Origin of the sequence: Flavobacterium cupreum (genome assembly GCF_003996965.1) — a bacterium.
GTDB classification, from domain to species: domain Bacteria; phylum Bacteroidota; class Bacteroidia; order Flavobacteriales; family Flavobacteriaceae; genus Flavobacterium; species Flavobacterium cupreum.
Genome location: NZ_QWDM01000004.1, coordinates 172971 through 198650, shown reverse-complemented (window position 1 = coordinate 198650; position 25680 = coordinate 172971). Strand labels below are relative to the sequence as shown.

Genomic DNA, 25680 nt, shown 5'->3' with positions numbered 1-25680 from the left:
TTATGGGACTAAATATGTTTATGGTACAAATATATATATTTTTATAAGATGACAAGCTTTTCGTACTTTTCTGCCTTTTTATTAGTTAAATTAGACCTTACCGTAAGTTTATAGATATAAACTCCCTTACCGATACGGTCTCCAAAATCATCTTTTCCGTCCCAGGTTATTTCTCTTGATAAGAATCCTTCTGTTGTAATGACCTGGTTTTTAGTCCATACGACTTTTCCTGTAATGGTCATTACCTGAACCTGGACATCCAGCGGTTCATAGGGCCTGTTGTGCGAAAACCAAAATTGGGTATAGGTTGAAAACGGGTTTGGATAATTAAGAACGTGTGAAAGGGTCAGAGATTCATCTCCTACGACTATAAATTGTATTTCGCTTGTCACAGGGTTGTTGTAAACATCCCAGGCGGTAAAACTTATAGTGTGTATTCCTGCTGTTAAATTTCTTAAAGGGAAACGCAAATTTCCGTTTGTGTAATCGTCTAATTTGGTTTGATAGTAATCATTTAAAACATAAGGATTACTGACATCTCCATCTAAAATCGCTACAATATCATGACCAATTCCACTAGCGGTATTTATACCATTTTCATCTTCTAAAAAAGCCAGTAAGAAGGGGGAACTATTTGTAATTCCTCCCGATACAAATGTTTCGTCGTTCATATATAACTTCACTTTCGGATTTATATTGTCCAGAGGTGCATTTTCATTTATTCCGCCAATTTTAATTGTGGTATTGTAACCGGATTGATTTTCCAGAGGGGTGTCTTTCTTTGCGTAAAAACTAATACGGCCATTATCAAGCGGAATTCGTATGTCTCTTGGTACGATAAAGCTGAACTCGAATTGTCCGTTTTTTACAGAAGCATTTCCTCTAAAAATCGTTTCTCCCAAAGTTTTAAAGGACATCGCAGGGCTAAGGCCATCATTGTTTAATGTGGTAGAAGTAATGGATTTGTCGAAAATAGCGGTGAATAATTCGCCATTATAATTGCTTAATAATGAGTTGTTTTCGTCGGTTATTTCACCCGTTATTTTAATTTTTGACAACGATTTAAAGTCGGAAATTGGTTGTGAAATAACAACATCATTTACTTTTGTTAAATTAATCCGGGGTTTTGGAATGGCTAACATTAAGGCAGGATCTCCGAGATAAAAGATAACATTACTGGATGAACTTGGTTTTTCATTTTTAGAAATCCGAAGCGTTTCAGCAATCGTCGTGTATTGGCTTGAGCCATAGGATAGTAAGTTTTTGCTTAGGCTGTCATTAAAGTTTTCCGCATTATATTGACCGATCGAACGAATTGTGGTCAGCATTGAGATCGCGCCGCCTTTCGGGTTCCAGAACGTATACTCGCCCGCGGTTGGCCTGGTGGGATCGTCAAATCGGGAAAATTCACAGGTAATGGTGATGAACAGGGGATATTTATATTGATTGTTCAGGTTTTGCCCGTCGGTTTTTTCCCAAATGCGTTCACTTGCTAATCCATCTTCTCCTCCGTGGCCTAAATAATTAAATACTAATGCCCCTTTTTCAAAAGCATTAAAAAAATCGGTTCTCGCTTTCGGGTATCGGGAGCCACCGGACGAGGCTTCCTGTGTATAAGAGTCAAGGATAATTTTATCGATATTGAAGAATGGTTTTTCTGTGGCTATCACATCTGCCAAAGTGTTTTGCCTGGACTGTAAAGTGGCATCTGAATCTTTGTCGGAATCATCACTGATCAGAACAAAGTTGTTCCTCCAGTTTCCATAAGACTTCACATTGTGATATTCTAAAACTTTATTGACCATTTCCTGTGCCTGAGTATTGCCTGAAACCAGCATTCTTCCCACGGCTATATCAATTCCCTTAGCGAAAGAAGTTAAGTTTCCTTCGTCGGAATCCATTAGTCCGAAAAAATCATCTGAAGCAAATGATGCTTCTCCAATCGTATTGCTTACTAAGGATTGATATATAGGTACAATGTTGTTGTTGTTTTGGGTTCGGTTTTTATAGTCAAATGAGGCATCGCCAAATAAATTCAGGTATTTTATTTTTTTATCTGTAGCAGAAGCATTGTCGTAAATGTATTTAATGCAGTTTCTAATGGCCGCAACATCCTGCTTTCCGGAAGAGAATTCCTGATAGATGTTTTCTAATGCAAGTACTTTTACATTCAAATTCGAATAGGTACGATGAAAGTTCGCCAGATTTTCAGCCTGGGAAACTAAAAATTTTGGTGTAACGATGACGTAATCAATATCCTTAAATGTATTTTGTGCATTTTTGAAAAGGGTCCCTTTTAAATTCTGGTTGGCAATTTTGGACTGATTTTCTTTTAAAGGGCTGTAGTAATCTGCCGGATCAATTGCGATGTATTTTCGGATTTCTCCTAAAGAAGCTTTGAAGCTGAAGCTGGCCTGGGCGGTATTTTCGATTTTGGATACATTATATAGGTCCGTTATATCCCAGATCTGAGTAATGCCTGCTGCATTGCCAATAGTGTAATTTACGATTCCCGGCGTTGAAGCGGCCAGGTCATATTGAAATTTAAATTGTTTGCCAGTACCTAATAGTTTTCTTTTGGCAATTAAATTGATATAATCCAGATAGCCTTTTGATCCCGGAACACTATTATTATTGTATACCAATTTAATTTTTACATTTTCAGCACCTTGAAATGTGGTATTAGAAGGAAGTTTGTTATCGCTAAATTTAACTTCCGAGTTATTTTCTAAGGGGGCAAAATTAAGAGTACTGATATTCTGTCCGTTTGCAGAGACTGTAAAAGACGTGGTGGTGTAAGCAGCTGAAACTGCGTTTATTTGTATTTTAACAGGTGTTGCAGTATCAAGATTGGGAAAACTAAAATCAAATTCCTGCTCCGTATCAATATCAAAAGCTTCTCCAAACCACTGGCGTCCGGTGTGGGCAATGTTTATTTTGTCGATTTCATGATATTGATAGTCGTCGTAGGTGTTTAGCTCCAGCGTGCTGTTGTTTGTGGGTTGGTTCAGGGCTGCAATCCTTTTTCCGTCTCCTCCTGAGGTGGTTATATAGTAATAGGATTTTGAATCGAAAATGTTAATGTTGGTCTGGCTTTCAGTGTTCCAGTTGTCAACACCTTCACCATAAAAAAGAATGTAATCTTCGTTGTTAAAAACGCCGTCGTTTTCTCCGCTAACCTGAATGGCATTTTCAGTTAAATCATCCGGGTAATAAATATTGTTGGCAAGGGGAAGCATTCTGCCGCCATTTCCGTAAATTTTAATTCTTTTGGGGTCAAGTTTATCGGCATCAAGTCCTAAACTTTGTAAAAAAGACTTTGAAATTTTATAAACACCTGATTTTTCAACATAAAACCGATACCAGTCTCCTGATGATAAAACCGAATTGTGAATTTCTTTTGATTTTTGAAAAGAAGAAGAGCTGCTGCTTTTTGAGGCTGAATTGTTTATGGAATAGGAGAATGATCTTACACGTTTGAATCCGTTTCCATCCCGAATAATTGGATTAAGAGAGATAAAAGCTTGCGTTTTATCTCTTGCTGAAGCGATTTCCAGCGTTTCATCTAATTTGGAGGGTATGTTTTTTAGTGTTAAATCTCCCAGTTCGGCAATTGAAATTGTTTCGTATGTGATGTTGGTAATTTGAAGAGAACTGCCGTTTGAGTAGCCCGATTCGGCGAGATTAAGCAGCAATGTTATGCTTTTTTTAGTAGTATCGAGTCGAAAAGCGTCTCCGGAAAAGTATGGGATAACAATTCTGTTGTCACCGAAACCTGTCCCTTTTTTACTTTGCCAATCTAGCGTAAAGCTCCCGTTTATCTGGGAAAAGGAGGCAAATGAAATAAAAAACAGATATAGAAAAAAGGCTTGTTTCATAGACTTAAAAATCGAAATTATTTTTAAAATATTTTAGTAAGTAAAAATATAGTATTTCATGTTATAGTAAATAATAAAAAGTATATTTTTGCGTTCGTAACTATAGGTTATTTTCTGGTAAAAAACAGCTAAATAAAATTATGAGAACAGATGTTGCTAATTAAATGTTAATTATTATATTGCAGCACCTAAATTTATCACCTAAGAATGAGTATGAAAGTAAACAAAATTGTAGTCCTGCAATTAATGATGTCAATGGTATTGATGTTGGGCACGGCTAGTTGTAGCAAAAAATCGAGTTCCAGTCACGCTTCCAGAGCAACTGGTTGGGATGTAGACAGTCAGAATGGAACTTCTGCCAGAAATGCAGGAAAAAAACAACAGGCTGGTCCTGGTTTGGTTTTTGTTGAAGGAGGTACGTTTACTATGGGTAAAGTACAGGATGATGTTATGCACGATTGGAATAACACACCAACTCAACAACACGTTCAATCATTCTACATGGACGAAACTGAAGTTACTAACGGTATGTATTTAGAATACCTGGAGTGGCTTAAAAAAGTTTTCCCTCCAACAGAAGAAAATTACAAAAATATTTATGAAGGAGCATCTCCTGATACTTTAGTATGGAGAAATCGTTTAGGATACAACGAAACGATGACAAACAACTATTTAAGACACCCTTCTTATGCTAACTACCCTGTGGTTGGTGTGAACTGGATTCAGGCAGTTGAATTTAGTAAATGGAGAACAGACCGTGTAAACGAAGCTGTTTTAGAGAAAAACGGATATCTTAAAAAAGGTGCTAAAACTACAGATGTTAGTGCAGAAAGTTTGTTTAATACTGAAGCTTATGTTGCATCTCCATCTACTACTTATGGTGGTAATGAAGAATTAGTATTAAAGAAAAATCCTAACGGAAGAAGACCAATGGCTGGTAAAGACGGTGTGGTTCCAGATGAGAAAAATGTGTACGCACAACGTTCTTCAGGAGTTATCTTACCGGAGTACAGACTTCCTACTGAAGCAGAATGGGAGTACGCTGCTGCTGCTGATGTCGGACAAAGAGAATACAATATATATAAAGGACAAAAGAAATATCCTTGGTCCGGAGATTATACACGTTCTGCTAAACGTAAAAACAAAGGAGATCAATTGGCTAACTTTAAGCAAGGTAACGGTGATTACGGTGGAATTGCTGGTTGGTCAGATGATGGTGCCGATATTACAAATCAGGTGAAAAGCTATGCTGCAAATGATTTCGGTCTATATGACATGGCAGGTAACGTTGCAGAATGGGTAGCTGACGTTTACAGACCTATTATTGATAATGAAGCGAATGATTTTAACTACTACAGAGGAAATCAATACGCTAAAAACAAAATTGGTAAAGACGGTAAACTTGAAATTATCACTAAAGAAAATATCAAATACGATACTTTGAGTAATGGTAAAGTTGTAGCAAGAAACCTTCCTGGAGAAATTGCTCAGGTTCCGGTTGACGAAAATGAAACTTACTTGAGAACTAACTTTAGTACAAGCGACAATGTCAATTATAGAGATGGTGACAAACAATCATCTAAATATTTTGACTTTGGAGATTCTGAAGCGGGAGCGAAAGCAGATCAAAACATGTACAATTCTCCTAAACATAATATCACTACAGATAGTTTAGGTAAAATGGTAAGAAAATATGACAACTCCAGTAAACGTACTACTTTAATCGATGATAAAGTGAGAGTTTATAAAGGTGGATCATGGAGAGACAGAGCTTACTGGTTAGATCCGGCTCAAAGAAGATATTTCCCTCAGGATATGGCAACAGATTACATCGGATTCAGATGTGCGATGTCAAGAGTGGGTTCAAAAGCTGAAAGAAGAAAATCACCTAGAAACTAGGTTTTAGAAAATTTCAATAATAAAAATTCCAAATTCCAAAAGCTGAATCTTCAGTATGGAATTTGGAATTTTTTTATTCTTTTTTTTCTATTTTTATCCTAATAAAAAATTTTATAGATGAATATTCAGGACATTCATAATTTATTTTTGCAATGTAAATCGGTTTCAACAGATACCAGAAATATTGAAGCAAATTCTATGTTTTTTGCCATCAGAGGAGAAAACTTTGATGCAAACACTTTTGCAAAACAAGCGCTTGATTTAGGTGCTTTATTTGTTGTAATTGACAACGCTTCGTATTTTATTGATGAGCGGACCATACTGGTTCAGGATAGTCTGGAAACATTACAGGAACTGGCAAAATTTCACCGTGCCTATTTAAAACTGCCCGTTATTGCACTAACAGGAAGTAATGGTAAGACTACATCCAAAGAACTTATTAATGTAGTGTTGTCAAAAAAATTTAAGACAAAAGCTACCGTTGGTAATTTAAATAATCATATTGGCGTTCCGTTGACTTTGTTGTCTTTTACCAAAGATACGCAGATTGGAATTGTTGAAATGGGCGCTAATCATAAGAAAGAGATTGAGTTTTTGTGTAAAATAGCCCAGCCGGACTACGGTTATATTACCAACTTTGGTAAGGCGCACTTAGAAGGTTTTGGTGGCGTTGAAGGAGTTATACAAGGTAAAAGCGAAATGTATAAGTACCTTGCTAAAAATAATAAAACCGCTTTTATCAATCTTGAAGACCCGATTCAGGTAGAGAAGGCTAAAGGTATTAACCCTTTTACTTTTGGGTTAAATAAGGCTGAAGCCGATGTCAGAATCAATGCTATAGAAGCGAATCCCTTTGTTGTTATTAATTATGATGCGTTTAGTGTAAGTTCTAATTTAATTGGGCTTTATAATGCAAATAATATAAATGCTGCAGTTGCTATTGGAAGTTATTTTAAAGTTGAAAATAACGATATTAAAGCAGCGATTGAAAGTTATACGCCCGACAATAACAGGTCTCAATTACTAAAAAAGGGAACGAACCAGATTATTTTAGATGCTTATAACGCGAATCCGAGCAGTATGGCTGTTGCAATTGCAAATTTCATACAACTGGACAATCCGAATAAGATAATGATACTGGGTGATATGTTTGAGCTTGGAAGTGAAAGCAGTAAGGAGCATAAAATTATTGTGGACGCCGTAGTCAGTCAGAATCAATCTTTTAGTTATTTGATTGGAAAAGATTTCTACGCACACCGGATTGCTAATGAGAATGTTTCTTTCTTTGAGACTTTCGATGCTTTTGCAGACCATTTAAAAACGATTACATTAACTGATAATACCATTCTGATAAAAGGTTCGCGGGGAATGGCCTTAGAGCGTACATTAGAGTACATTTAAGTGAAACAATAAAGAACGCCATCAATTGATATTGATGGCGTTTTTTATTTATATGCTCATTAAAAAGCCAATCAGGTTTTCCTTTTTATTCAGGCCAAGCTTTTTTCTTAGGCGATATCTGGCTAATTCTACACCTCCTGTTGAAATGTTCATAATTTCAGCAATTTCCTTTGTCGACATATTCATCAGCAGATAAGTAGATAAATCCAGTTCCCGGGGCGAGATGGTTGGATATTTTTCTTTCAGTCTTTTCAGGAACTCAAAGTGCACGTTTTTAATGTGTTTTTCCAGATCTTTCCAGCTTTTATCTGTATTGACTTCTTTTACGATGCTTTTGTGCAGCTTGTTAAATTCGAATTTTGTCGTATCGTCTAAAGTATTGGTGTCAATGTCTTTAATCTTTTGAATAATACCGTTCAGTACTTTGTTTTTCTTTACTACCTGAAGTGAATTACTTACCAGTTCCTTGTCTTTGGCCAGGATTTTTATCTGAAGTTTGTCACTTTTCAGCCTTTCAATTTCTTTTTCCAGCTCATGTTGGTCAGATCTGATTTTGGATTCTTTTTCCAGATAAAGCCTTCTTTGCTCTATAGTTTCGTAATATTTGTTTTTTCTGATTTTGAGCTTTATCCTGTTAGAAGTAATATAAACTCCGGCAATGATTAATAGAAAATAAGCGAGGTACGCTAATAAATGTCGATACCAGGGCGGCGAAATAGTAAAATTAATTTCTGATACTTCAGACTCTACGCCATAGCTGTTTTTTGCCTTGATTTGCATTTGATAATTTCCTTCCCTTAAGTTTGTGTACTCTTTTATGGAAATAGTCGACCAGTTACGCCAATTTTCTTCGAATGGCTCGAGCTTATAGGAATACGTTACGTTTTCCTGATTTTCGTACGTTGGAGACGAAAACGTAAATTTTACGTGGTTCGAGTTGTAAGGAATTGTGAGGTCGGTTAATGGTTTTTCAAGGTTTCCGGCTGTAATAGTATCAGTTGACGACGAAAAGCTTTCAAAAAACACTTTTGGTTTGGTTATGAAATTATTCGAGATTTTGGAATCATAATGCGCCAGTCCATCTGTCAGTCCAATGAAAATATTGTTGGCATCAATTGTATTGACAGAAATATAATTGTTTACCAAATTGCCTGTGAGGTTAGAAAACGGTGCTTCCTGGCGATCATAAGTTCCGTTTTTTGTCTTCATTAAAACGCCAATAGATTCATTATACGAATACCACAAATTATGAGCGCTGTCTTCTATTAGTGTGTTTATCGGGGGTATTTTCTGGAACAAAGCGCTTAATTTTTTGTCTTCAAAAAAGTTTTCCTGTTCATTGCTGTACCTGTAAAAATGGTTTTTAGTTTGAAAGTAGACTTTCTCATTTACATATTGCAGGCTTCCGATTCCTTTGTAGGAAGGTGAAATTTGCACATGTTTTTTTATATAGTCAAATCTTTTAAGATCGCCTGATAATTTCATTTGATATAGGTAAGGGTCTTTTTTTAACCAGAGATAATTGTGGTCCAGCTCGATTTCAAAAGTATTTGTGGTTTCGTCAAAACCATTTACCTGATTGACAAAACTGATTTCATTGGAGGAATTCTTAAAAATTGAAAATCCATTATAACTTTCCCCAATAATATAACCGGGATGGCTGGGAATTGTTTTGAAGCCAAAATATCCCCTGCTGTCTAAAATTTTCGAAACCTTATTTTGATTTATTACCAATGCTCCGCTATTACTGGCGCAAAGGAGCGTGTTGTTTATAACCTGAATGTTCCAGGCTTGTGCAATTGTTCCCTCAACCCGATTAAAAGGCTCATCTTTAAAGGGAATAGTCCAGGAATGGTAAAATAAACCCTGATTGGTGGCTACATATAGATTTTTGTTAAAAATGACAGAAGCATAAACGGTACCGATATTATAGCTATAGTCGAAAAAGGTAAAAGGTGAATTTTGATTAATAAATGTAATTCCGTTATCAAGTCCCAGCCATAAATTGTTTTTGTTGTCAACAAATGAGGTTAGGATGGTATTGTTCTGCAATCCTTTTTGACGGTTTAGGTGCTGGATTATTTTTCCGTTTAAGTCACAAATAATGACGCCATTCAGAACAGAGTTTAGAACAATGAATTTGTTTTTTATAATCGATCCGCCAAGCGAAGTGTTCTTTTTGATAAAGATATTTGCCTCGGTTTCCCAGGGCGTAACGCTATTGTAATCGTAAACGAAAAGTCCTTTTTCTAAGGTTGCAAAAAGTATCTTATTATTAGGGAGTGGAAACATAGCCCATATTTCCTTATCATTTAAAGAAGTAGTGCCTTTGAGGGCAACCAGCTTATGGTCTTTGTATTCTAGAATGCCCAGTACCTTATCCTGAAAATATAAATGTTTATTTATAATGAAAGAAAATTGAAATTTTCTGGGTGCATTTATGACACGCAGCTTTTCATTTTTGTAAAAGAAGACTTTTGTGAAAGACTGAAAAATTACTTCACCTTTATATATATGTATTCTCCAGATCAGGTTGATATTTCTGCTGTCTTTTGGGCTGACTAGTTTAGATAGGGAATGATAGATTAGCTTTCCTTTTTCATCACTTTTAAAAAAGCCAAATTCATTATTTCCGCCAACATAAATTTTGCCTGCATCGATTTTCAGACTTCGAATGGCCGTATTGTTTGGAAGGGAATATTTCTTCCATGTTGAACCGTCATACTGGATCAATCCACTATTGTTTGCAAAATAAACATTACCATTTTTATCCTGATCAATATTCCAGTTTTGTGTACCTCCTTTGTAATCGGAGCGTTTATAGTTCTTAATTCCCGGCAGTCCGATGTTTTTTACCTGTGAACAAACCCCAAAAGGCACGATAAATAAGAGAAAAATTGAAATATGTGTATTTATGAATTTCATAATTTTAAATCAGTATTTTTATTAGTAATGTTTTATAATCTGCTTTTTTTATGATTATTGCAGTTGCTTTATTGTATTTTATTTGAAAATTTTCTCATAATAGCGAAAATAATTCATTTTCATTAAATGTAGTGTTTATTTTATTTAGTTAACAATTCTATAACAATATAAAATTATTATTAATTTGCTAAAAATCAGTTAATTGAAAATATATTGATGTGTTTTTGTAATGTGTAATTTTATCTTTTGATGTGTTTTTGTAATGAGTTTTAATTACAAATAGTAAAAATTTAACTTTATTATTGCATCAAATTACTAATTAATTAACCAAAATTTTTAGAAAAATGAAATTAACAAAATTACTTATTTTTTGTTTTTCATCTCTATTGTTTTCAGTTATCGCGATGGCACAAGATGTTACGGTAAATGGAATTATAAATGATGAAAGTGGATTACCCGTCCCAGGGGCAACAATCTTAATTAAAGGCACAAACAAGGCAACTGCCTCTGATTTTGATGGAAAGTTTCAAATCAATGTTCCGTCAAATGGTACTTTAACAGTAAGTTTTGTAGGTTATAATACAGTACAGGAAGCTGTAAACGGAAGAACAAAAATTGAAATCAGGCTGAAAGCTGAATCTCAAAGTTTAAATGAAGTAGTGGTAGTAGGATACGGTACACAAAAGAAAAGTGTCGTAACGGGTTCTATTTCCAGTGTTAAAGCAAAAGCTTTGGAGAATCTTCCGGTAACCAGAATCGAGCAGTCTTTGCAAGGTAGGGTTTCGGGAGTTTCGATTGCAGCAAATGCAGGACAGCCGGGATCTGCTTCTACGATCCGTATTCGTGGATTTACTACCTTAAACAATAACGATCCTTTATGGGTAGTGGATGGTGTTATCGTTGATAACGGAGGTATAGGATACCTGAACCAGTCTGATATCGAATCTATCGAGGTACTTAAAGATGGTGCTTCAGGTGCTATTTATGGTTCTCGTGCAGCTGCAGGGGTTATCTTAGTAACTACTAAGAAAGGTAAATCTGGTGGAATCTCAGTAAATTATAGCGGTTATGCAGGGACATCTCAGGCATCTAATAAAGTTGATTTACTTAATGCATCTCAGTATGTAACTATCATGAATGAGGCATATACAAATGGAGGTAAACCAGCACCTTATTCAACTGCAACAAATTACGGAAAAGGGACAAACTGGCAAGATGCAATCTTTAATAATAGTGCACAACGTTATTCTCACGAATTAAGTTTTAGTGGAGGAAATGATACTTCTACTTTCTACATGTCATTTGGTTTGTTGGACCAGGAAGGAATTGTAACAACTGAAATTTCTAACTACACCAGAAAAAATATCCGTTTAAACTCGAATCATAAATTAGGGAAGTATATTAAAATTGGTCAGACTTTAGGATATTCTAACGAAAAAACAATTGGTATTGGTAATACTAATGACGAATTTGGAGGTCCTTTGGCATCTGCGATCAATTTAGATCCATTGACTCCGATTATTGAGACCAATCCAAATCAGCCAATTTATCAAAATAATCCAAATGCACTTAGAGATGCTAATGGAAACTATTATGGTATTTCAACTATCGTAACTCAGGAAAATACAAACCCATTGGCTTACACGCAAACCAGATTGGGCAATAATGATTTCTCTGACAATTTTGTGGGTAACATATTTGTTGAAGCAGAAATTTTACCTGGATTGAAATTTAAATCTACGGCTGGTGGTAAATTAGCCTACTACGGATCAGATAATTTTACTCCGGTGTTTTTCCTTAACGGAGCTACAAAAAGAGATAAAAACGAATTATTCAGATCATACAAAAAGTCATTCAGCTGGAACTGGGAGAATACTTTAAACTATAGCAAAAAATTTGGTGATCATAATTTTAGTGTGCTAGTAGGAAAAGGGACTTATGTTGATAACATTACGTCTGGTAATGATGTTACGTATCAGGGAGTTCCTGCAACAACTCATGCGGAAGCTTCTTTTAATGTTGAAGTTCCTATTACAGATAAAATTGCCAATGCATATGATTCTCAGGCATACGAGCACAGAGTAGAGTCTTTATTCGGAAGATTAAACTATGATTACAAAGAAAAATACATTTTTACAGGTATTATTCGTCGTGATGGTTCTACAAGATTTGGACCAAATCATAAATACGGAACTTTCCCTTCAGTATCTTTAGGATGGGTACCATCAAAAGAAGGTTTCTGGAAAGAAAATAACGTTATAAGCAACTTAAAAATCAGAGGAGGTTACGGGGTAACAGGTAATGACTCTTCTCCTGAATTCTTGTTTATCTCAACAGTAGGTATTAAAAGAAATTATACAATTGGAGGAATACCTACACCAGGGCAAAGTCCAAATGCTATTCCTAACCCTGATTTGAAATGGGAAGAAACAAAACAAGCCAACGTTGGTTTTGAAACAACATTATTTCAGGATTTTAATTTAAGTGTAGATTTATTCAACAAAAAGACTGAAGGTATTATCATGGCAGTTCCTAACCCTGGTTATGTGGGAGCAACGGGAGATACGTATGCCAATTTAGCGAGTATGGAGAATAAAGGATTTGATATTGAGTTAGGTTACAGAAAAAAAATAGGTGGATTAAACCTTTCTGTAAATGGTAATTTCTCTTATATCAAAAATGAAATCACTTATATCGCTGAAGGAACCGGATTTATTGCAGGAGATGAGACAGTGCAATCAAGTTCTTATGAAATTAACAGAACTCAGATTGGACAGGCATACAATTCATTTTACGGATTCAGAACAAATGGTATTTTTCAGTCTCAGGCAGAAGTTAATGCTTACACAAGTTCAGGAGGTACTGTAATACAACCTAATGCTAAACCAGGAGATTTCCGTTGGAAAGACTTAAATGATGATGGTGTTATTGATGGAAATGATAGAGATTTCTTAGGAACTTCTTTACCTAAATTCACTTACGGATTTACTTTAAACTTAGACTACAAAGGATTTGACTTATTAGTTTTCGGTCAGGGTGCTGGTGGAAACAAGATCTATCAAGGTCTAAGAAGATTAGATATCATAAATGCAAATTACTCAACAGATGTTTTAGGACGCTGGACAGGACCGGGATCTACAAATACTTATCCTAGAGTTACTACAGACGATACCAACAAAAACTTTAGTAATCCATCTGATTTTAATTTGGAAAAAGGAGATTTCTTCAGATTTAAAACAATTCAACTTGGATATTCATTGCCAAAAGAATGGATACAAAGTATTGCATTGCAAAGAGTTAGATTGTACCTGACAGGAGAAAATCTGTTCACTATCACTAAATATAGTGGTTTTGATCCGGAAATTGGAGGCCCAACTGCGGCTGGTATGGACAATGTACAAGGTGTTGACAGAGGATATTACCCTCAGGCAAAATCGTACATGTTAGGAGTTAATTTGCAATTTTAATTAAAAAATAAAATATTATGAAACTTATAAGTTTTAAACAGTCGTTCATCGCGTTAGGAGTGTTAGTGACACTTGGATCGTGTGATACCGATGAAAAATTAGATGTAAAAGGAAATGGAGTTGTATTTGAACAGGATTTTTACAGAAATGAAACAGAAGCCTATTCAGGTTTAGTTGCTGCTTATGATAAAGTAGGAAAGTTTGCAGGATCCATGGAAACTGCACCATTGTTGTTTTTAAATTCAGCTTCAGATGATTTTTATGCCGGAGGTGGAAATTCAGGTGACCAGCCAGGTCTTCAGGTGGCATCAAATTACACTATAACTCCAAGTAATATTCCGCCTGCAATCTGGGCAAATTATTATCAGGGTGTTTTCAGATGTAATGTTATGATTCAAAAACTTCCTGCAGTTCCTATGGATGCTGCGAAAAAAGCAAGATTTATGAGTGAAGTAAAAGCATTACGTGCTTATTACTATTTTGATCTTGTGAGAATGTTTAAAAATGTTCCTTTAATCCTGACTCCACTTACTAAAGAGGAAGTTCCAAATGTTTTGCAGGCAAAACCTCAGGATGTGTATTTACAAATCGAAAAGGATTTAAACGATGCTATCGCAGATTTACCTGTTACGGTGCCGGCAAATGAGTCAGGACGTTTAACAAAAGGTGCAGCAACTGCACTTTTAGGAAAAGTGTACTTATATGACAACAAAAAAGCTGAAGCCGCTGTTCAATTAGAAAAAGTAAATGGTACTCCCGGAGGGACAAGTAGTTTTGGTTATAAATTGATGCCAACTTTCGCTTCACTATGGGATCACAGTAATAAATTTAACACAGAATCTATTTTTGAAATTGCTTACTCTGACAAATCAAATGCAGACTGGGGTAATTTTGAAACAGGAAATGACGAAGGAAACGTAGCTGCACAGTTAATGGGAATGAGAGATTATTCCAGAACTGATGCCGGAAAAGCGGCAGGGTTGCCTGATTACATTAATGGCTGGGGTTTCATGGTGGTTACAACAGATTTGGCAAATGCATTAAAAACAGATCCTCGTTTTGCCTCTACTATATTTGATGCTAATGCAGAAAAAGCTGCTGGTCGTATCACTTTTACAGATAGTTACAATGAGACAGGATACCATTTTATAAAGTATGCAGCCGTAAACAAAGATATTACAGCAACAAATCCTTTCTTAAATTTTGCGATCAATACTTATGTGATTCGTTTGGCTGATACTTATTTGTTAGAAGCAGAAGCTTTAGGAGGAACCGGACTAAGAGCTCAGGCACTTCTTGATGCTGTCAGAGCAAGAGTTGGATTAGGATCTGTTCCTGTTTCTTTAGATGCTATTTATGCAGAAAGAAGACTGGAACTTGCAGGAGAAGGACACCGTTGGTATGATTTGGTAAGAACAGGTCAGGCAGCTGCCAAACTTGCTTTTAAAGGATTTATACCTAATAAAAATGAAGCTTTCCCAATTCCATATACTGAATTCAACAACACTAAGATGGATCAGAATGATGGATATATTCAAAATTAATACAGAGGTGAAAAACAAAAAACAGCTGTTTCGCGCCGTTTTTTAAAACCATCTCAGAAATAAGTTAAGTTTAAGTTTGGTTGTAAATAGCCCATAATCATTATGAGTATGGGCTATTTTTTAATCAGGACGGCTATAGATTTGACTAAGAAATTCAAAAGCTATTAAATTATTTAAAACATATTCAATGAAAAAAATTGGCTTTATTATTACTTGTTTATGTTTTTCATTATCTGTTTTTCCACAGCAGAAAAACCAAAAACAACAGCAAAAATTTACCACTACCAATAAAAAAATTACTGTTTACACCACAGCAGCTAATACAAAATTAAGGTTAACCCCTACAGATAATTTAGATTTTACCGCATCAAAACAGCCCATCGAGACAGAGATATCTGTTTTTGTTGAACCGTCAAAACGTTTTCAGAGCTTTCTGGGAATTGGAGGTGCCATTACAGATGCAAGTGCCGAGATTTTCGCCAAATTGTCAAAAGAAAAACAAACAGAATTTTTAAACGCCTACTACGATACACAAAAGGGAATCGGATATTCATTGCTAAGAACAACTATTCAAAGTTCTGATTTTAGCAGCGGAAGTTATTCCTATATCGAAGAAGGAGATAAAGACCTAAAAACGTTTTCGATTGATCATGATCGCAAATACCGCATTCCAATGATCAAAGAAGCCATTAAAACGGCCGGTGGGAAATTAGTCACCTATGCCACACCGTGGTCACCAAATGCCTTCATGAAAAGCAATAAAAATGTATTAAAAGGAGGGAAATTGCTACCGGAATATTTTCAGTCGTGGGCTAATTTCTATTCCAAATTTATAAAAGCATATAATAAAGAGGGAATTCCAATTTGGGCCACATCAGTTCAGAATGAACCAATGGCAACCCAAACCTGGGAATCTTGTTTATATACTGCTGATGAAGAGAGAGACTTCCTGAAGAATTTTCTGGGACCAACCTTAAAAAAAGACGGACTTGGGAATGTAAAAATAATTGCCTGGGATCATAACCGTGACTTAATGGTGCAGAGAGCCAATGTTATTTTCTCTGACCCTGAAGCTTCCAAATATGTTTGGGGAATTGGTTTTCACTGGTACGAAACCTGGACAGGTGCCCAGCCTATGTTTGACAACGTGGCAAGGGTACACGAAGCCTACCCGGACAAAAAACTATTATTTACAGAAGGCTGCGTCGAAAAATTTGACGCGGCAAAATACCAGTTCTGGCCAAATGCGGAAAGATACGGGACTTCTATGATTAATGATTTTAATAACGGAACTGTTGGCTGGACAGACTGGAACATACTTTTAGACCAGTTTGGAGGGCCAAACCACGTAGGCAATTTTTGCTTTGCGCCTATACACGCAGACACCACTACGGGCGAGTTAATCTATACTCCATCGTACTATTACATTGGTCACTTTTCGAAATTTATCCGTCCCGATGCAGTTAGGGTGAGTACCTCTGTAAGCCGCAGTTATTTGTCCAGTACGTCTTTTTTAAATAAAGATGGAAAAATGGCAACCGTGATAATGAATAATACAGACAATGACATTACCTACAATTTTATAATTGCCACTGAGCAGGCCATTGTAAAAATTCCTGCACATGCGATACAAACGCTTGTGTATTAGTATTTTTTGAGTTAGTTAGAGGGTTAATATGATCATCCATTTTAACCCTCATTTTTTTAATAAAAATAAATCGTTTTCTGAAAGTATAATGAAACCTATAAACAGAATTTTAATAGCACCAATACTCCTTCTGCAATTAAGCTGTTCTTCATCAAAAAATGTGGACACTTCTGCTGTTTCTGCGTCAAAATCAAACAAAAAGATAGAAGTTTATACGACAGCCGAAAACACCAGTTTAAGATTGTCATCAACGGGTAATTTCATATTAAATCCAACCGCACAACAAACAAAAACATCAGGTTCAATTACAGTTGACAGTAAAAAAACCGATCAGGTTTTTCTCGGAATAGGCGGGGCAATTACAGACGCCAGTGCCGAAGTTTTCGCTAAATTATCACCGAAAAAACAACAGGAATTTCTAACCGCTTACTATGATAAAAATAAAGGAATTGGGTATTCTTTAGCCAGAACCAACATTCATAGTTGCGATTTTAGCAGCGAAAGTTATACGTATATTGAAGAAGGCGACAAAGACCTGAAAACCTTCAATATAGATCACGATAAGAAATACCGGATTCCATTACTGAAAAGAGCAATTAAAACTGCCGGCGGGAACTTAACTTTATTTGTTAGTCCGTGGAGTCCCCCAGCTTTCATGAAAGACAATAATGATATTTTGCACGGCGGCGTTTTATTGCCTGAATTTGCACAATCGTGGGCAAATTATTATTCGAAATTTATAAAAGCCTACGAAAAAGAAGGCATCCCGGTTTGGGGACTGACCATTCAGAATGAACCCATGGCGAGCCAGAGATGGGAATCCTGCATTTATACGCCGGAAGCCGAAAGAGACTTCCTGAAAAACTTTCTCGGACCAACCTTACAAAAGGACGGGCTGAGTTCTAAAAATGTTATTATCTGGGATCACAACCGTGGAGACATGCTGGAAAAAAGAGCCAATCTTGTTTTCTCAGATCCCGAAGTTTCAAAATATGCCTGGGGAATCGGATTTCACTGGTACGAAACATGGAACGGCGGAACTCCGAAATTTGAATCAGTAGGAAAGGTTCACGAAGCTTTTCCAAACAAAAATTTACTTTTTACGGAAGGCTGTATCGAAAAATTTGATGCCTCAAAGTTTCAGTTTTGGGGAAATGCCGAACGTTACGGAATCAATATGATTAATGATTTTAATAACGGAACCACAGGCTGGACAGACTGGAACATTCTTCTGGACCAGAACGGAGGCCCAAATCATGTTGGCAATTTTTGTTTTGCACCCATTCATGCAGACATCACAAAAGACGAACTGATCTACACGCCGATGTATTATTATATGGGTCACTTATCAAAATTTATTCAGCCCGGAGCCAAAAGAGTAAGTAATACTACAAGTGATAAAACTTTATTAAGCACTTCTTTCCTGAATACAAATGGAAAAATTGCAACCATTGTTATGAATCAATCGGACAAGGAAGTAGTATATGAAATCAGCATTGATTCTTCTAAAAATACAATTACAATACCAGCACATGCGATGCAGACCTTAGTGTATTAAGGTTTTTAAGATGATATTAATATAAAAAGATAAAATGAAAAACACAAAATTTCTAGTAATTGCCTTGCTGTTTTGCGGAGCAGCATGGAGCCAGGAAGTCAAAAAGACAAAAGCAGAAATAGACGCAAAAGTTTCGGAGTTATTGGCGAAAATGACACTTGAAGAAAAAGTGGGTCAAATGACTCAGATTACGGTCACTATTTTCGAAGATACTAAAAGACCGGGTTATTTTGATGCCGCTAAATTAAAACAGGGAATTCAGGAGTATCATATTGGTTCTATTCTGAATGTGCCTAATCCGGGAGCACCGACTTTACAAAGATGGCAGGAAACCATGACGGCTATTACCAATGAAGCGAATAAATCAAGACTTAAAATTCCAATCTTGTATGGTATTGATGCCATACATGGCGCAAGTTATACAGCTGGAGCGACATTATTTCCACAGCAAATTGGTTTAGCAGCAACTTTTAATACCGATTTAGTAAAACGCGGCGCCGAAATTTCGGCTTACGAAACCAGAGCGTCCTCCATTCCATGGGTTTTTTCGCCTGATCTGGATTTTCCAAGAAACCCAGCCTGGTCCAGAATGTGGGAATCCTTTGGTGAAGATGCCTATTTATCTTCCAGAATGGCTGTTGCCTTAGTAGATGGTTTTGAAGGAAGCAATGTAGGTTCCAAATATAGCGTAGCTTCCTGTATGAAACACTATATAGGTTACGGAAGCACCACCACCGGAAAAGACAGAACACCCAGCATCATCCCGGAACGCACTTTAAGACAATATGATTTAACCATTTATCAGGCTGCCATAAAAGCAGGAGCCAAAAGTGTAATGGTAAGTTCCGGTGAAATCAACGGAACTCCGGTACACGCCAGTAAACATTTAATTACAGATATTCTTAAAAACGAATTAGGTTTTGAAGGAGTGGTCGTAACAGACTGGAAAGATATTATCTACCTGAATACCCGACATAAAGTTGCCGAAACAAAAAGAGATGCTGTCCGTATCGCTGTTATGGCCGGAATCGACATGAGTATGGTACCGGAAGAATTTACTTTCTATACCGATCTGGTAGATTTGGTTAAAAAAGGAGAAGTTCCAATGTCACGTATTGATGATGCCGTAACCAGAATCCTGAGAATGAAATTCGAGCTGAATTTATTCCAGAATACGGTAGCAAATTTAAAAGATTATCCAAAGTTTGGTTCAGCAGAACATATTCAGGAAGCCTATAAAACAGCTGCCGAATCGATTACTTTACTGAAAAATAAAGAGGCAGTTTTACCTTTAAACAAAAGCGAAAAAATCCTTGTAACGGGAGCAACGGCCAACAGTATGAAAAACCTCAACGGAGGCTGGTCTTATACCTGGCAGGGTGAAAATTCAGACACGTATGCCGCTGAAAAATTAACAATTTTAGAAGCTTTCCAGGCGAAACTGGGCAAAGAAAATGTATTGTATACTCCCGGAGCCGATATTGAAAAAGAAGATGATGCCGAAATACAAAAAGCAGTAGAACTTGCCAAAGGTGCTTCCAAAATTGTACTGTGCCTGGGGGAAAAAAATTATACCGAAACTCCGGGAGACATCAGCAATATTTTTATGAGTAAATCACAGGTGAAATTAGCTTTGGCGCTAGCTCAGCTAAATAAGCCGGTTATTTTGGTTCTAAATGAAGGAAGACCAAGACTGATCAGTGATTTTGAAGATAAAATGAGTGCTGTAGTGCAATGTTATTTGCCGGGTAATGAAGGCGCAAGAGCATTAGTTGATATTTTATACGGGGATGTAAATCCTAGCGGAAGACTGCCTTACAACTACCCAAGATATCCTAATTCATTAGAAAAATACAACAGAAAATACACAGAGAGTCTGGCCGACGAAGAGCAGAATAATGATGCGAAATACGAAAAAAGTTATTCCCCTCAGTTTGAATTCGGAAGCGGATTGTCTTACACGACTTTCAACTATTCCAATTTAAAAATAGACAAAACAGAAATTAACAATTCCGATGAAGTAAATGTTACTGTCGATGTAACTAACGCAGGAAAAAGAGCCGGAAAAGAAGCTGTTTTGTTGTACCTGTCTGATAATTTCGCTTCCATAACACCGGAAGTAAAGGCCTTAAAAAGATTTGATAAAATTAGTTTAGAGCCAAACGAAACCAAAACAGTGAAGTTTACCTTAAATCAAAAAGACCTGCAGTTTGTAAATGAGGACCTAAAGTGGATTTCTGAAAAAGGAACTTTCACCGTTCAGATAGCCAACCTTAAAAAGGATTTTTTACTGAAATAAAAACATAAAAATAGAATCACTACATAAAACATCTTTCTGAAAGGGAAGATGTTTTTATACGAAAATCAAAAACGAAATAAGCTTTCATATTAAGCAATAATGAAAAAAACAATTGTAATAGTACAGCTCTTATGGGCGATGGCAACTTTCGGGCAGGGTTTCCTGCACAGGGAAGGACAGAAAATTGTAGACGGAACCGGAAAGAATATAATCCTGAGAGGTTTAGGAACAGGAGGCTGGATGGTACAGGAAGGCTATATGCTGCAGACACAGCCTTTTGCAAGTCCGCAATACATGATCAGGCAAAAAATCCAGGACGTTATTGGAGAGGAGGGCACAAAAGAATTTTATGCAGCCTACAAGGCAAACGGAATTACGAAAAGAGATGTCGATTCGTTGGCGGCCTGGGGATTTAATTCGATTCGTTTGCCCATGCACTACAATTTATACACGCCTGCCATCGAAGCGGAAAAAAACGGAGAAATAACCTGGATCGAAGAAGGTTTTACCATGACAGATAATTTGCTGAAATGGTGTGCAGAAAACAAAATGTACCTGATTTTAGATTTACACGCAGCTCCCGGCGGACAGGGAAATGATGCTGCCATTTCGGATTTTGATACGACAAAACCATCTCTTTGGGAAAGCGAAGCGAATCAGAAAAAGATGATTGCCCTATGGAAAAAACTGGCTTCGCGTTACAGGGATAATCCATGGATTGGCGCTTATGATATCATCAATGAACCCAACTGGAATTTTACAGGAACCAATAAAAACGGCTGCGATGAAAACTCCAACGGGCCGTTAAGAGATTTAATGGTAGCTGTTACCAAAGCAATTCGGGAAGTCGATACCAATCACTTAATTTTTATTGAAGGAAATTGCTGGGGGAATAATTACAACGGAATTTTTCCTTTATGGGATGAAAACATGGCATTGAGTTTTCATAAATACTGGAATTACAACACGACCGCATCGATTCAGAAAATGCTGGATTACAGGACACAATACAACGTTCCGATCTGGCTCGGAGAAAGCGGGGAAAATTCGAATGTCTGGTTTAAAGATGCTCTTTCACTGGTGGAAAGCAATAATATTGGCTGGGCGTTCTGGCCCATGAAAAAGATCGAAAATATTGCAGGAGTCACTTCGGTTACCAAAATTCCGCAGTACGATATTTTATTGAAATACTGGAAAGACGGCGGAGAAAAACCTTCATCAGATTTTGCCAAAAAAACGCTCCTGAAAATAGCGGACAATTACAAAATAGAAAACGTGACCGTTAAACCCGATGTAATTGATGCAATGTTCAGACAAGTGCAGACGAATGATACCAAACCTTATAAGAAAAACTCAGTTCCCGGAAAAATCGCGGCAACACATTATGATTTAGGTACCAATGAACACGCTTATTCAGACAAAGATTTCGTGAATTACAGAGTAGAAACCGGAAAGTTTGAGGAATGGAACAAAGGCAATACAATGCGAAATGACGGGGTTGATATTTTGCCCTGCAAAGATGCCGGCTCGAATGGCTATCAGGTATCTTTTATCGAAGATGGGGAATGGCTGCAGTATACAGTAGCAGTTGCCAAACAAGACAGATACGATCTGGCGATTCGGTATTCAGCTGAAAAAACAGAGGGAAAGCTTCATTTAGAAATAGCGAACGGAAATAAGTCCAATGCTATTTTGTTCCCGTCAACCGGAGGAAAGGACAACTGGAAAACCATTGTTTTGTCCGGAGTAGAATTAAAAGCGGGAACACAAAAAATTAAGGTTGTGTTTGATAAAGGCGGTTTTAATTTGAACTACCTTGATTTTTCGAAGCGTAAAAAATAATTTTTAGTAAAGAAAACTGTGATCCTGTTGCAGTATGATTTATTGGCTAAAAAGTTGTTTTGTAATGGTTTACAAATAATAGAATTGATTTTTAGTTACATTTAACATTGCATTTATTATAATTTGTAAGATTTTATCTGTAATTATAACTTCTAAATTAGTAATATTGTAGTATTATTACACTAAAATGTTAATTAATAAATTATTAAAATGAAATTTACAAAATCACTTATTTTTTGTATTTCGTCTTTGTTGTTTACTCTTGTAGCTATGGCTCAGGATGTTACCGTAAACGGAATAATAAGAGACGAAAAAGGGATGCCGGTTCCACATGCCACTGTGCTATTAAAAGGCACCGCTAAAGCAGCAGTATCAGACATCGATGGGAATTTTCAATTAAAAACACCTTCAAACGGAGTTCTGATTGTTAGTTATGTAGGATATGTTACCGTTACGGAAATGGTAAACGGACGAACGAAAATAGACGTTCAGCTCGAACCTGAATTGCAATCCTTAAAAGAGGTCGTAATCAATGTAGGATATGGTTCCCAAAAGAAAAGCAAACTTACCACAGCTGTTTCTACAGTGAGGGCAGAAGTGTTTGCAGACCGGCCTATATATTCTGTGGCACAGGCCTTACAGGGAAATGCTGCGGGGATTGCGGTAACTCAGCCTTCGGGTAAACCCGGATCGGGATTAGATGTAAGAATCAGAGGTTTAAATTCTATTAATTCAGGAAATAACCCACTGTATGTTATTGACGGAATACAAACGACAAATATTGACGGAATAAACACCGACGATATTGTAGATATGCAAATACTCAAAGATGCCTCAGCAACGGCCATTTATGGTGTAAACGGAGCTTCGGGTGTAATAATTATTACCACCAAAAGAGGAAAAGCAAATAAAAACATATTTGAGTTTAACTCTTTTGTCGGTATTTCAAATGTAGTCAAGAATATTGACGTATTAAATTTAGGACAATACAAGACAATGTTAGCAGAGATCAATCCATCTTATTTATCCAATGCAAATAATCCCCGATATGAAGGGATCAATACCAATTGGGCAGATAAGGTTCTGGATACCGGAGTAGATCAGAATTATAATTTTTCGTATGCAGGAGGAACAGAGAACCTGAGAGTATATGGAGCTTTGGGATACCAGAATACAAAAGGCGTTATTAGTCCGTCAGAATACAAAAGGCTTTCAGGAAAATTAAATGTAGATGCTAACCTTACTAATTGGCTGAAACTTAATGCCAGTCTTAATGTTATCAATTCCGATTTAAGCAATATTGGAGATAATAATAGCGTAGGTCAGGGCGGAGCCGTAATGGGCCTTTTTGTTACCCCGTGTTTCATGCCGGCTTATGGCTCGGAGTTGAAAGTAAGGGACAAAGACGCCTTAGGGAATTATACAGATGGTTACAAGGAGGGGCAATTTGCTAAAAATCCTTATCAGTCCGCGTGGGAAAATCCCGTTTCACTACTAGCCAGACAAAACATTTCTAATGTCAACAGGGTTTTAAGCAATTTAGGATTCGAAGCTACACTTGTAAAAGATCTGGTATGGAAAACCAATTTATCAACCGACATCAAAGTGCAGGAAGATAAATATTTTGTAGATGCCTATCGCTCTTCAGCAGGTCGTGTAAACGATAACGATCCTACGGTCGACAAAGGATATGGAAACGTAACGAATAGTCAAAACGTTAATATCAATTTTGAAAACACACTTGGATTTAAAATCTCACACGATAAAAACGATATAAACCTGCTTTTCGGAAACTCGTTACAAAAAAATAAAGAAGACTGGGCCAGAATATCAGGAAGGGGATTTGCAACTGATGTAAGAAGTTTTGAAACCCGGGAAGCAAAAATAATAACGGAAAATCAGGTCAGGGAAAAAGAAATAACAAATGCTTCTTTTTTCGGACGTGCGATTTACACTTTTGATAATAAATATATTCTATCCGGGGTTTTTAGGGCCAGCGGGGTTTCGCAATTGAGTAAAGACAACAAATGGGGTTATTTTCCCGGTGTGTCCGGAGCATGGATTATTTCTAACGAAAATTTCCTGAAAGAAAATAAGGTTGTAAATCAGTTAAAAATCCGTGGAGGATGGGGACAGACGGGAAATGTATCCGGAATTCCGGCCTACTCCTCGTACGATTTAAATTATACAGACCCTATTAATGGCGGGACTTCATTAGATCAGATTGGAAACAGCGATTTAAGATGGGAGACAAATACCGATATCAATATTGGACTTGATTTAGCCGTTTTAAATAACCGAATTAAATTTACGACAGACGTCTACAAAAAAAACACCAAAAATTTACTTCAGGTAATTTACTTTCCGGGATTCAGCCAGCCCTATTATTATAATGTTGGTGAAATCGAAAACAAAGGAGTAGAGTTTTCTATTGATACACAAAATCTTAAAGGAGATTTTAAATGGAATACCAATTTTAATATTTCTTTTAACAGCAATGTAATAAACAAATTAGGACTTCAGAAAACACTTGATTTACAAACGCTGACTTCAGTAGGAGAAAAAGTGGTACGCCTTGAGGAAGGGAAATCTCTGGGAACTTTTTACGGTTACAAAGTAGATAAGGTAGATCCTGCTACAGGCTCATTATTATACAAAGATACCAATGGCGACGGTCAGGTAACACCGGACGACCGAACAGAAATAGGCAGTGCAATGCCACAGTATGTTTTCGGCTTTGCCAACAATTTTTCTTATAAAGGAGCTTATTTAGATGTACTAGTTACAGGTTCGCAGGGAAATGATGTTTACAACGCCTCCCGAATGGACTTAACCCTGATGAGTGATTTTAAAAATCAATCCACAGAAGTACTCAACAGATGGACGACTCCGGGACAGGTAACCAATACGCCCAGAGCAAATGATCCCAACGCGCTTCATGTATCCGACAGATTTGTAGAAGATGGCTCCTATGTGCGTATCAAAGCCGTGACGATAGGATATAAATTTACGAAACCAATTTTAGGACTTAATAGTCTTAGTATATATGCGACGGCACAAAACCTGTACACTTTTACAAAATACAAAGGTTTTGATCCCGAAGTAGGTGCTTTCAATGACAACAAAGGAGTTACGCCGGGTATCGATTTAGGAACATATCCCCAGGTAAAAACTTTTGTTTTTGGTATAAAAGCAAGCTTCTAGCCGATTGTTAATTAT

The 25680-nt window shown here is 36.7% G+C and carries 11 protein-coding genes; 9 read left to right on the top strand and 2 right to left on the bottom strand.

What is annotated here, in order from left to right; translation table 11 throughout:
• Nucleotides 1-41 precede the first annotated feature (41 nt).
• A complete protein-coding gene (gene porU, locus D0817_RS07545) occupies nt 42-3878 on the bottom strand; it encodes a type IX secretion system sortase PorU (RefSeq protein ID WP_127337786.1) in 3837 nt (1278 codons plus the stop codon).
• 213 nt (nt 3879-4091) lie between these two features.
• Here porU and gldJ point away from each other — a divergent pair, with 213 nt between their 5' ends.
• Nucleotides 4092-5777 (top strand): gliding motility lipoprotein GldJ, encoded by a 1686-nt coding sequence (gene gldJ / locus D0817_RS07540; RefSeq protein WP_127337982.1) that lies wholly within the window; start codon nt 4092-4094, stop codon nt 5775-5777.
• Nucleotides 5778-5894: 117 nt separating this feature from the next.
• On the top strand, nt 5895-7178 hold the full coding sequence (locus tag D0817_RS07535; protein ID WP_127337785.1) for a UDP-N-acetylmuramoyl-tripeptide--D-alanyl-D-alanine ligase: 1284 nt from the start codon (nt 5895-5897) through the stop codon (nt 7176-7178).
• 48 nt (nt 7179-7226) lie between these two features.
• On the opposite strand, the gene D0817_RS07530 is transcribed toward D0817_RS07535, so the two are convergent.
• Nucleotides 7227-10103 carry a helix-turn-helix and ligand-binding sensor domain-containing protein gene (locus tag D0817_RS07530; RefSeq protein WP_127337784.1) on the bottom strand — a complete coding sequence of 959 codons (2877 nt, stop codon included), beginning with the start codon at nt 10101-10103 and terminating at the stop codon, nt 7227-7229.
• A gap of 344 nt (nt 10104-10447) precedes the next feature.
• Here D0817_RS07530 and D0817_RS07525 point away from each other — a divergent pair, with 344 nt between their 5' ends.
• The 7 genes from D0817_RS07525 (at nt 10448) to D0817_RS07495 (ending at nt 25665) form a co-directional block, all read left to right on the top strand.
• Complete coding sequence (locus tag D0817_RS07525) at nt 10448-13570, top strand: SusC/RagA family TonB-linked outer membrane protein (RefSeq protein WP_127337783.1); 3123 nt, start codon at nt 10448-10450, stop codon at nt 13568-13570.
• Nucleotides 13571-13587: 17 nt separating this feature from the next.
• A complete protein-coding gene (locus D0817_RS07520) occupies nt 13588-15114 on the top strand; it encodes a RagB/SusD family nutrient uptake outer membrane protein (RefSeq protein ID WP_127337782.1) in 1527 nt (508 codons plus the stop codon).
• A gap of 187 nt (nt 15115-15301) precedes the next feature.
• Nucleotides 15302-16762, top strand: coding sequence for a glycoside hydrolase family 30 protein (locus D0817_RS07515; protein WP_127337781.1), 1461 nt, complete (start codon nt 15302-15304; stop codon nt 16760-16762).
• Nucleotides 16763-16850: 88 nt separating this feature from the next.
• Nucleotides 16851-18320, top strand: coding sequence for a glycoside hydrolase family 30 protein (locus tag D0817_RS07510; RefSeq protein WP_127337780.1), 1470 nt, complete (start codon nt 16851-16853; stop codon nt 18318-18320).
• Nucleotides 18321-18354: 34 nt separating this feature from the next.
• Entirely contained in the window at nt 18355-20619 is a 2265-nt protein-coding gene (locus D0817_RS07505; protein WP_127337779.1) for a glycoside hydrolase family 3 N-terminal domain-containing protein, read from the top strand.
• A gap of 99 nt (nt 20620-20718) precedes the next feature.
• Nucleotides 20719-22461: a cellulase family glycosylhydrolase gene (locus D0817_RS07500; RefSeq protein WP_127337778.1), complete on the top strand. Its 1743-nt coding sequence runs from the start codon at nt 20719-20721 to the stop codon at nt 22459-22461.
• 210 nt (nt 22462-22671) lie between these two features.
• The gene (locus D0817_RS07495) at nt 22672-25665 is read left to right on the top strand and encodes a SusC/RagA family TonB-linked outer membrane protein (protein ID WP_127337777.1); all 2994 of its coding nucleotides are present in this window, start codon (nt 22672-22674) and stop codon (nt 25663-25665) included.
• The last annotated feature ends 15 nt before the right edge of the window (nt 25666-25680 follow it).

Bases quoted from the DNA above. Each gene is read 5' to 3' on its own strand.
- porU (WP_127337786.1), bottom strand. From the start codon at position 3,878: ATGAAACAAGCCTTTTTTCTATATCTGTTTTTTATTTCATTTGCCTCC.
- gldJ (WP_127337982.1), top strand. From the start codon at position 4,092: ATGAAAGTAAACAAAATTGTAGTCCTGCAATTAATGATGTCAATGGTA.
- D0817_RS07535 (WP_127337785.1), top strand. From the start codon at position 5,895: ATGAATATTCAGGACATTCATAATTTATTTTTGCAATGTAAATCGGTT.
- D0817_RS07530 (WP_127337784.1), bottom strand. From the start codon at position 10,103: ATGAAATTCATAAATACACATATTTCAATTTTTCTCTTATTTATCGTG.
- D0817_RS07525 (WP_127337783.1), top strand. From the start codon at position 10,448: ATGAAATTAACAAAATTACTTATTTTTTGTTTTTCATCTCTATTGTTT.
- D0817_RS07520 (WP_127337782.1), top strand. From the start codon at position 13,588: ATGAAACTTATAAGTTTTAAACAGTCGTTCATCGCGTTAGGAGTGTTA.
- D0817_RS07515 (WP_127337781.1), top strand. From the start codon at position 15,302: ATGAAAAAAATTGGCTTTATTATTACTTGTTTATGTTTTTCATTATCT.
- D0817_RS07510 (WP_127337780.1), top strand. From the start codon at position 16,851: ATGAAACCTATAAACAGAATTTTAATAGCACCAATACTCCTTCTGCAA.
- D0817_RS07505 (WP_127337779.1), top strand. From the start codon at position 18,355: ATGAAAAACACAAAATTTCTAGTAATTGCCTTGCTGTTTTGCGGAGCA.
- D0817_RS07500 (WP_127337778.1), top strand. From the start codon at position 20,719: ATGAAAAAAACAATTGTAATAGTACAGCTCTTATGGGCGATGGCAACT.
- D0817_RS07495 (WP_127337777.1), top strand. From the start codon at position 22,672: ATGAAATTTACAAAATCACTTATTTTTTGTATTTCGTCTTTGTTGTTT.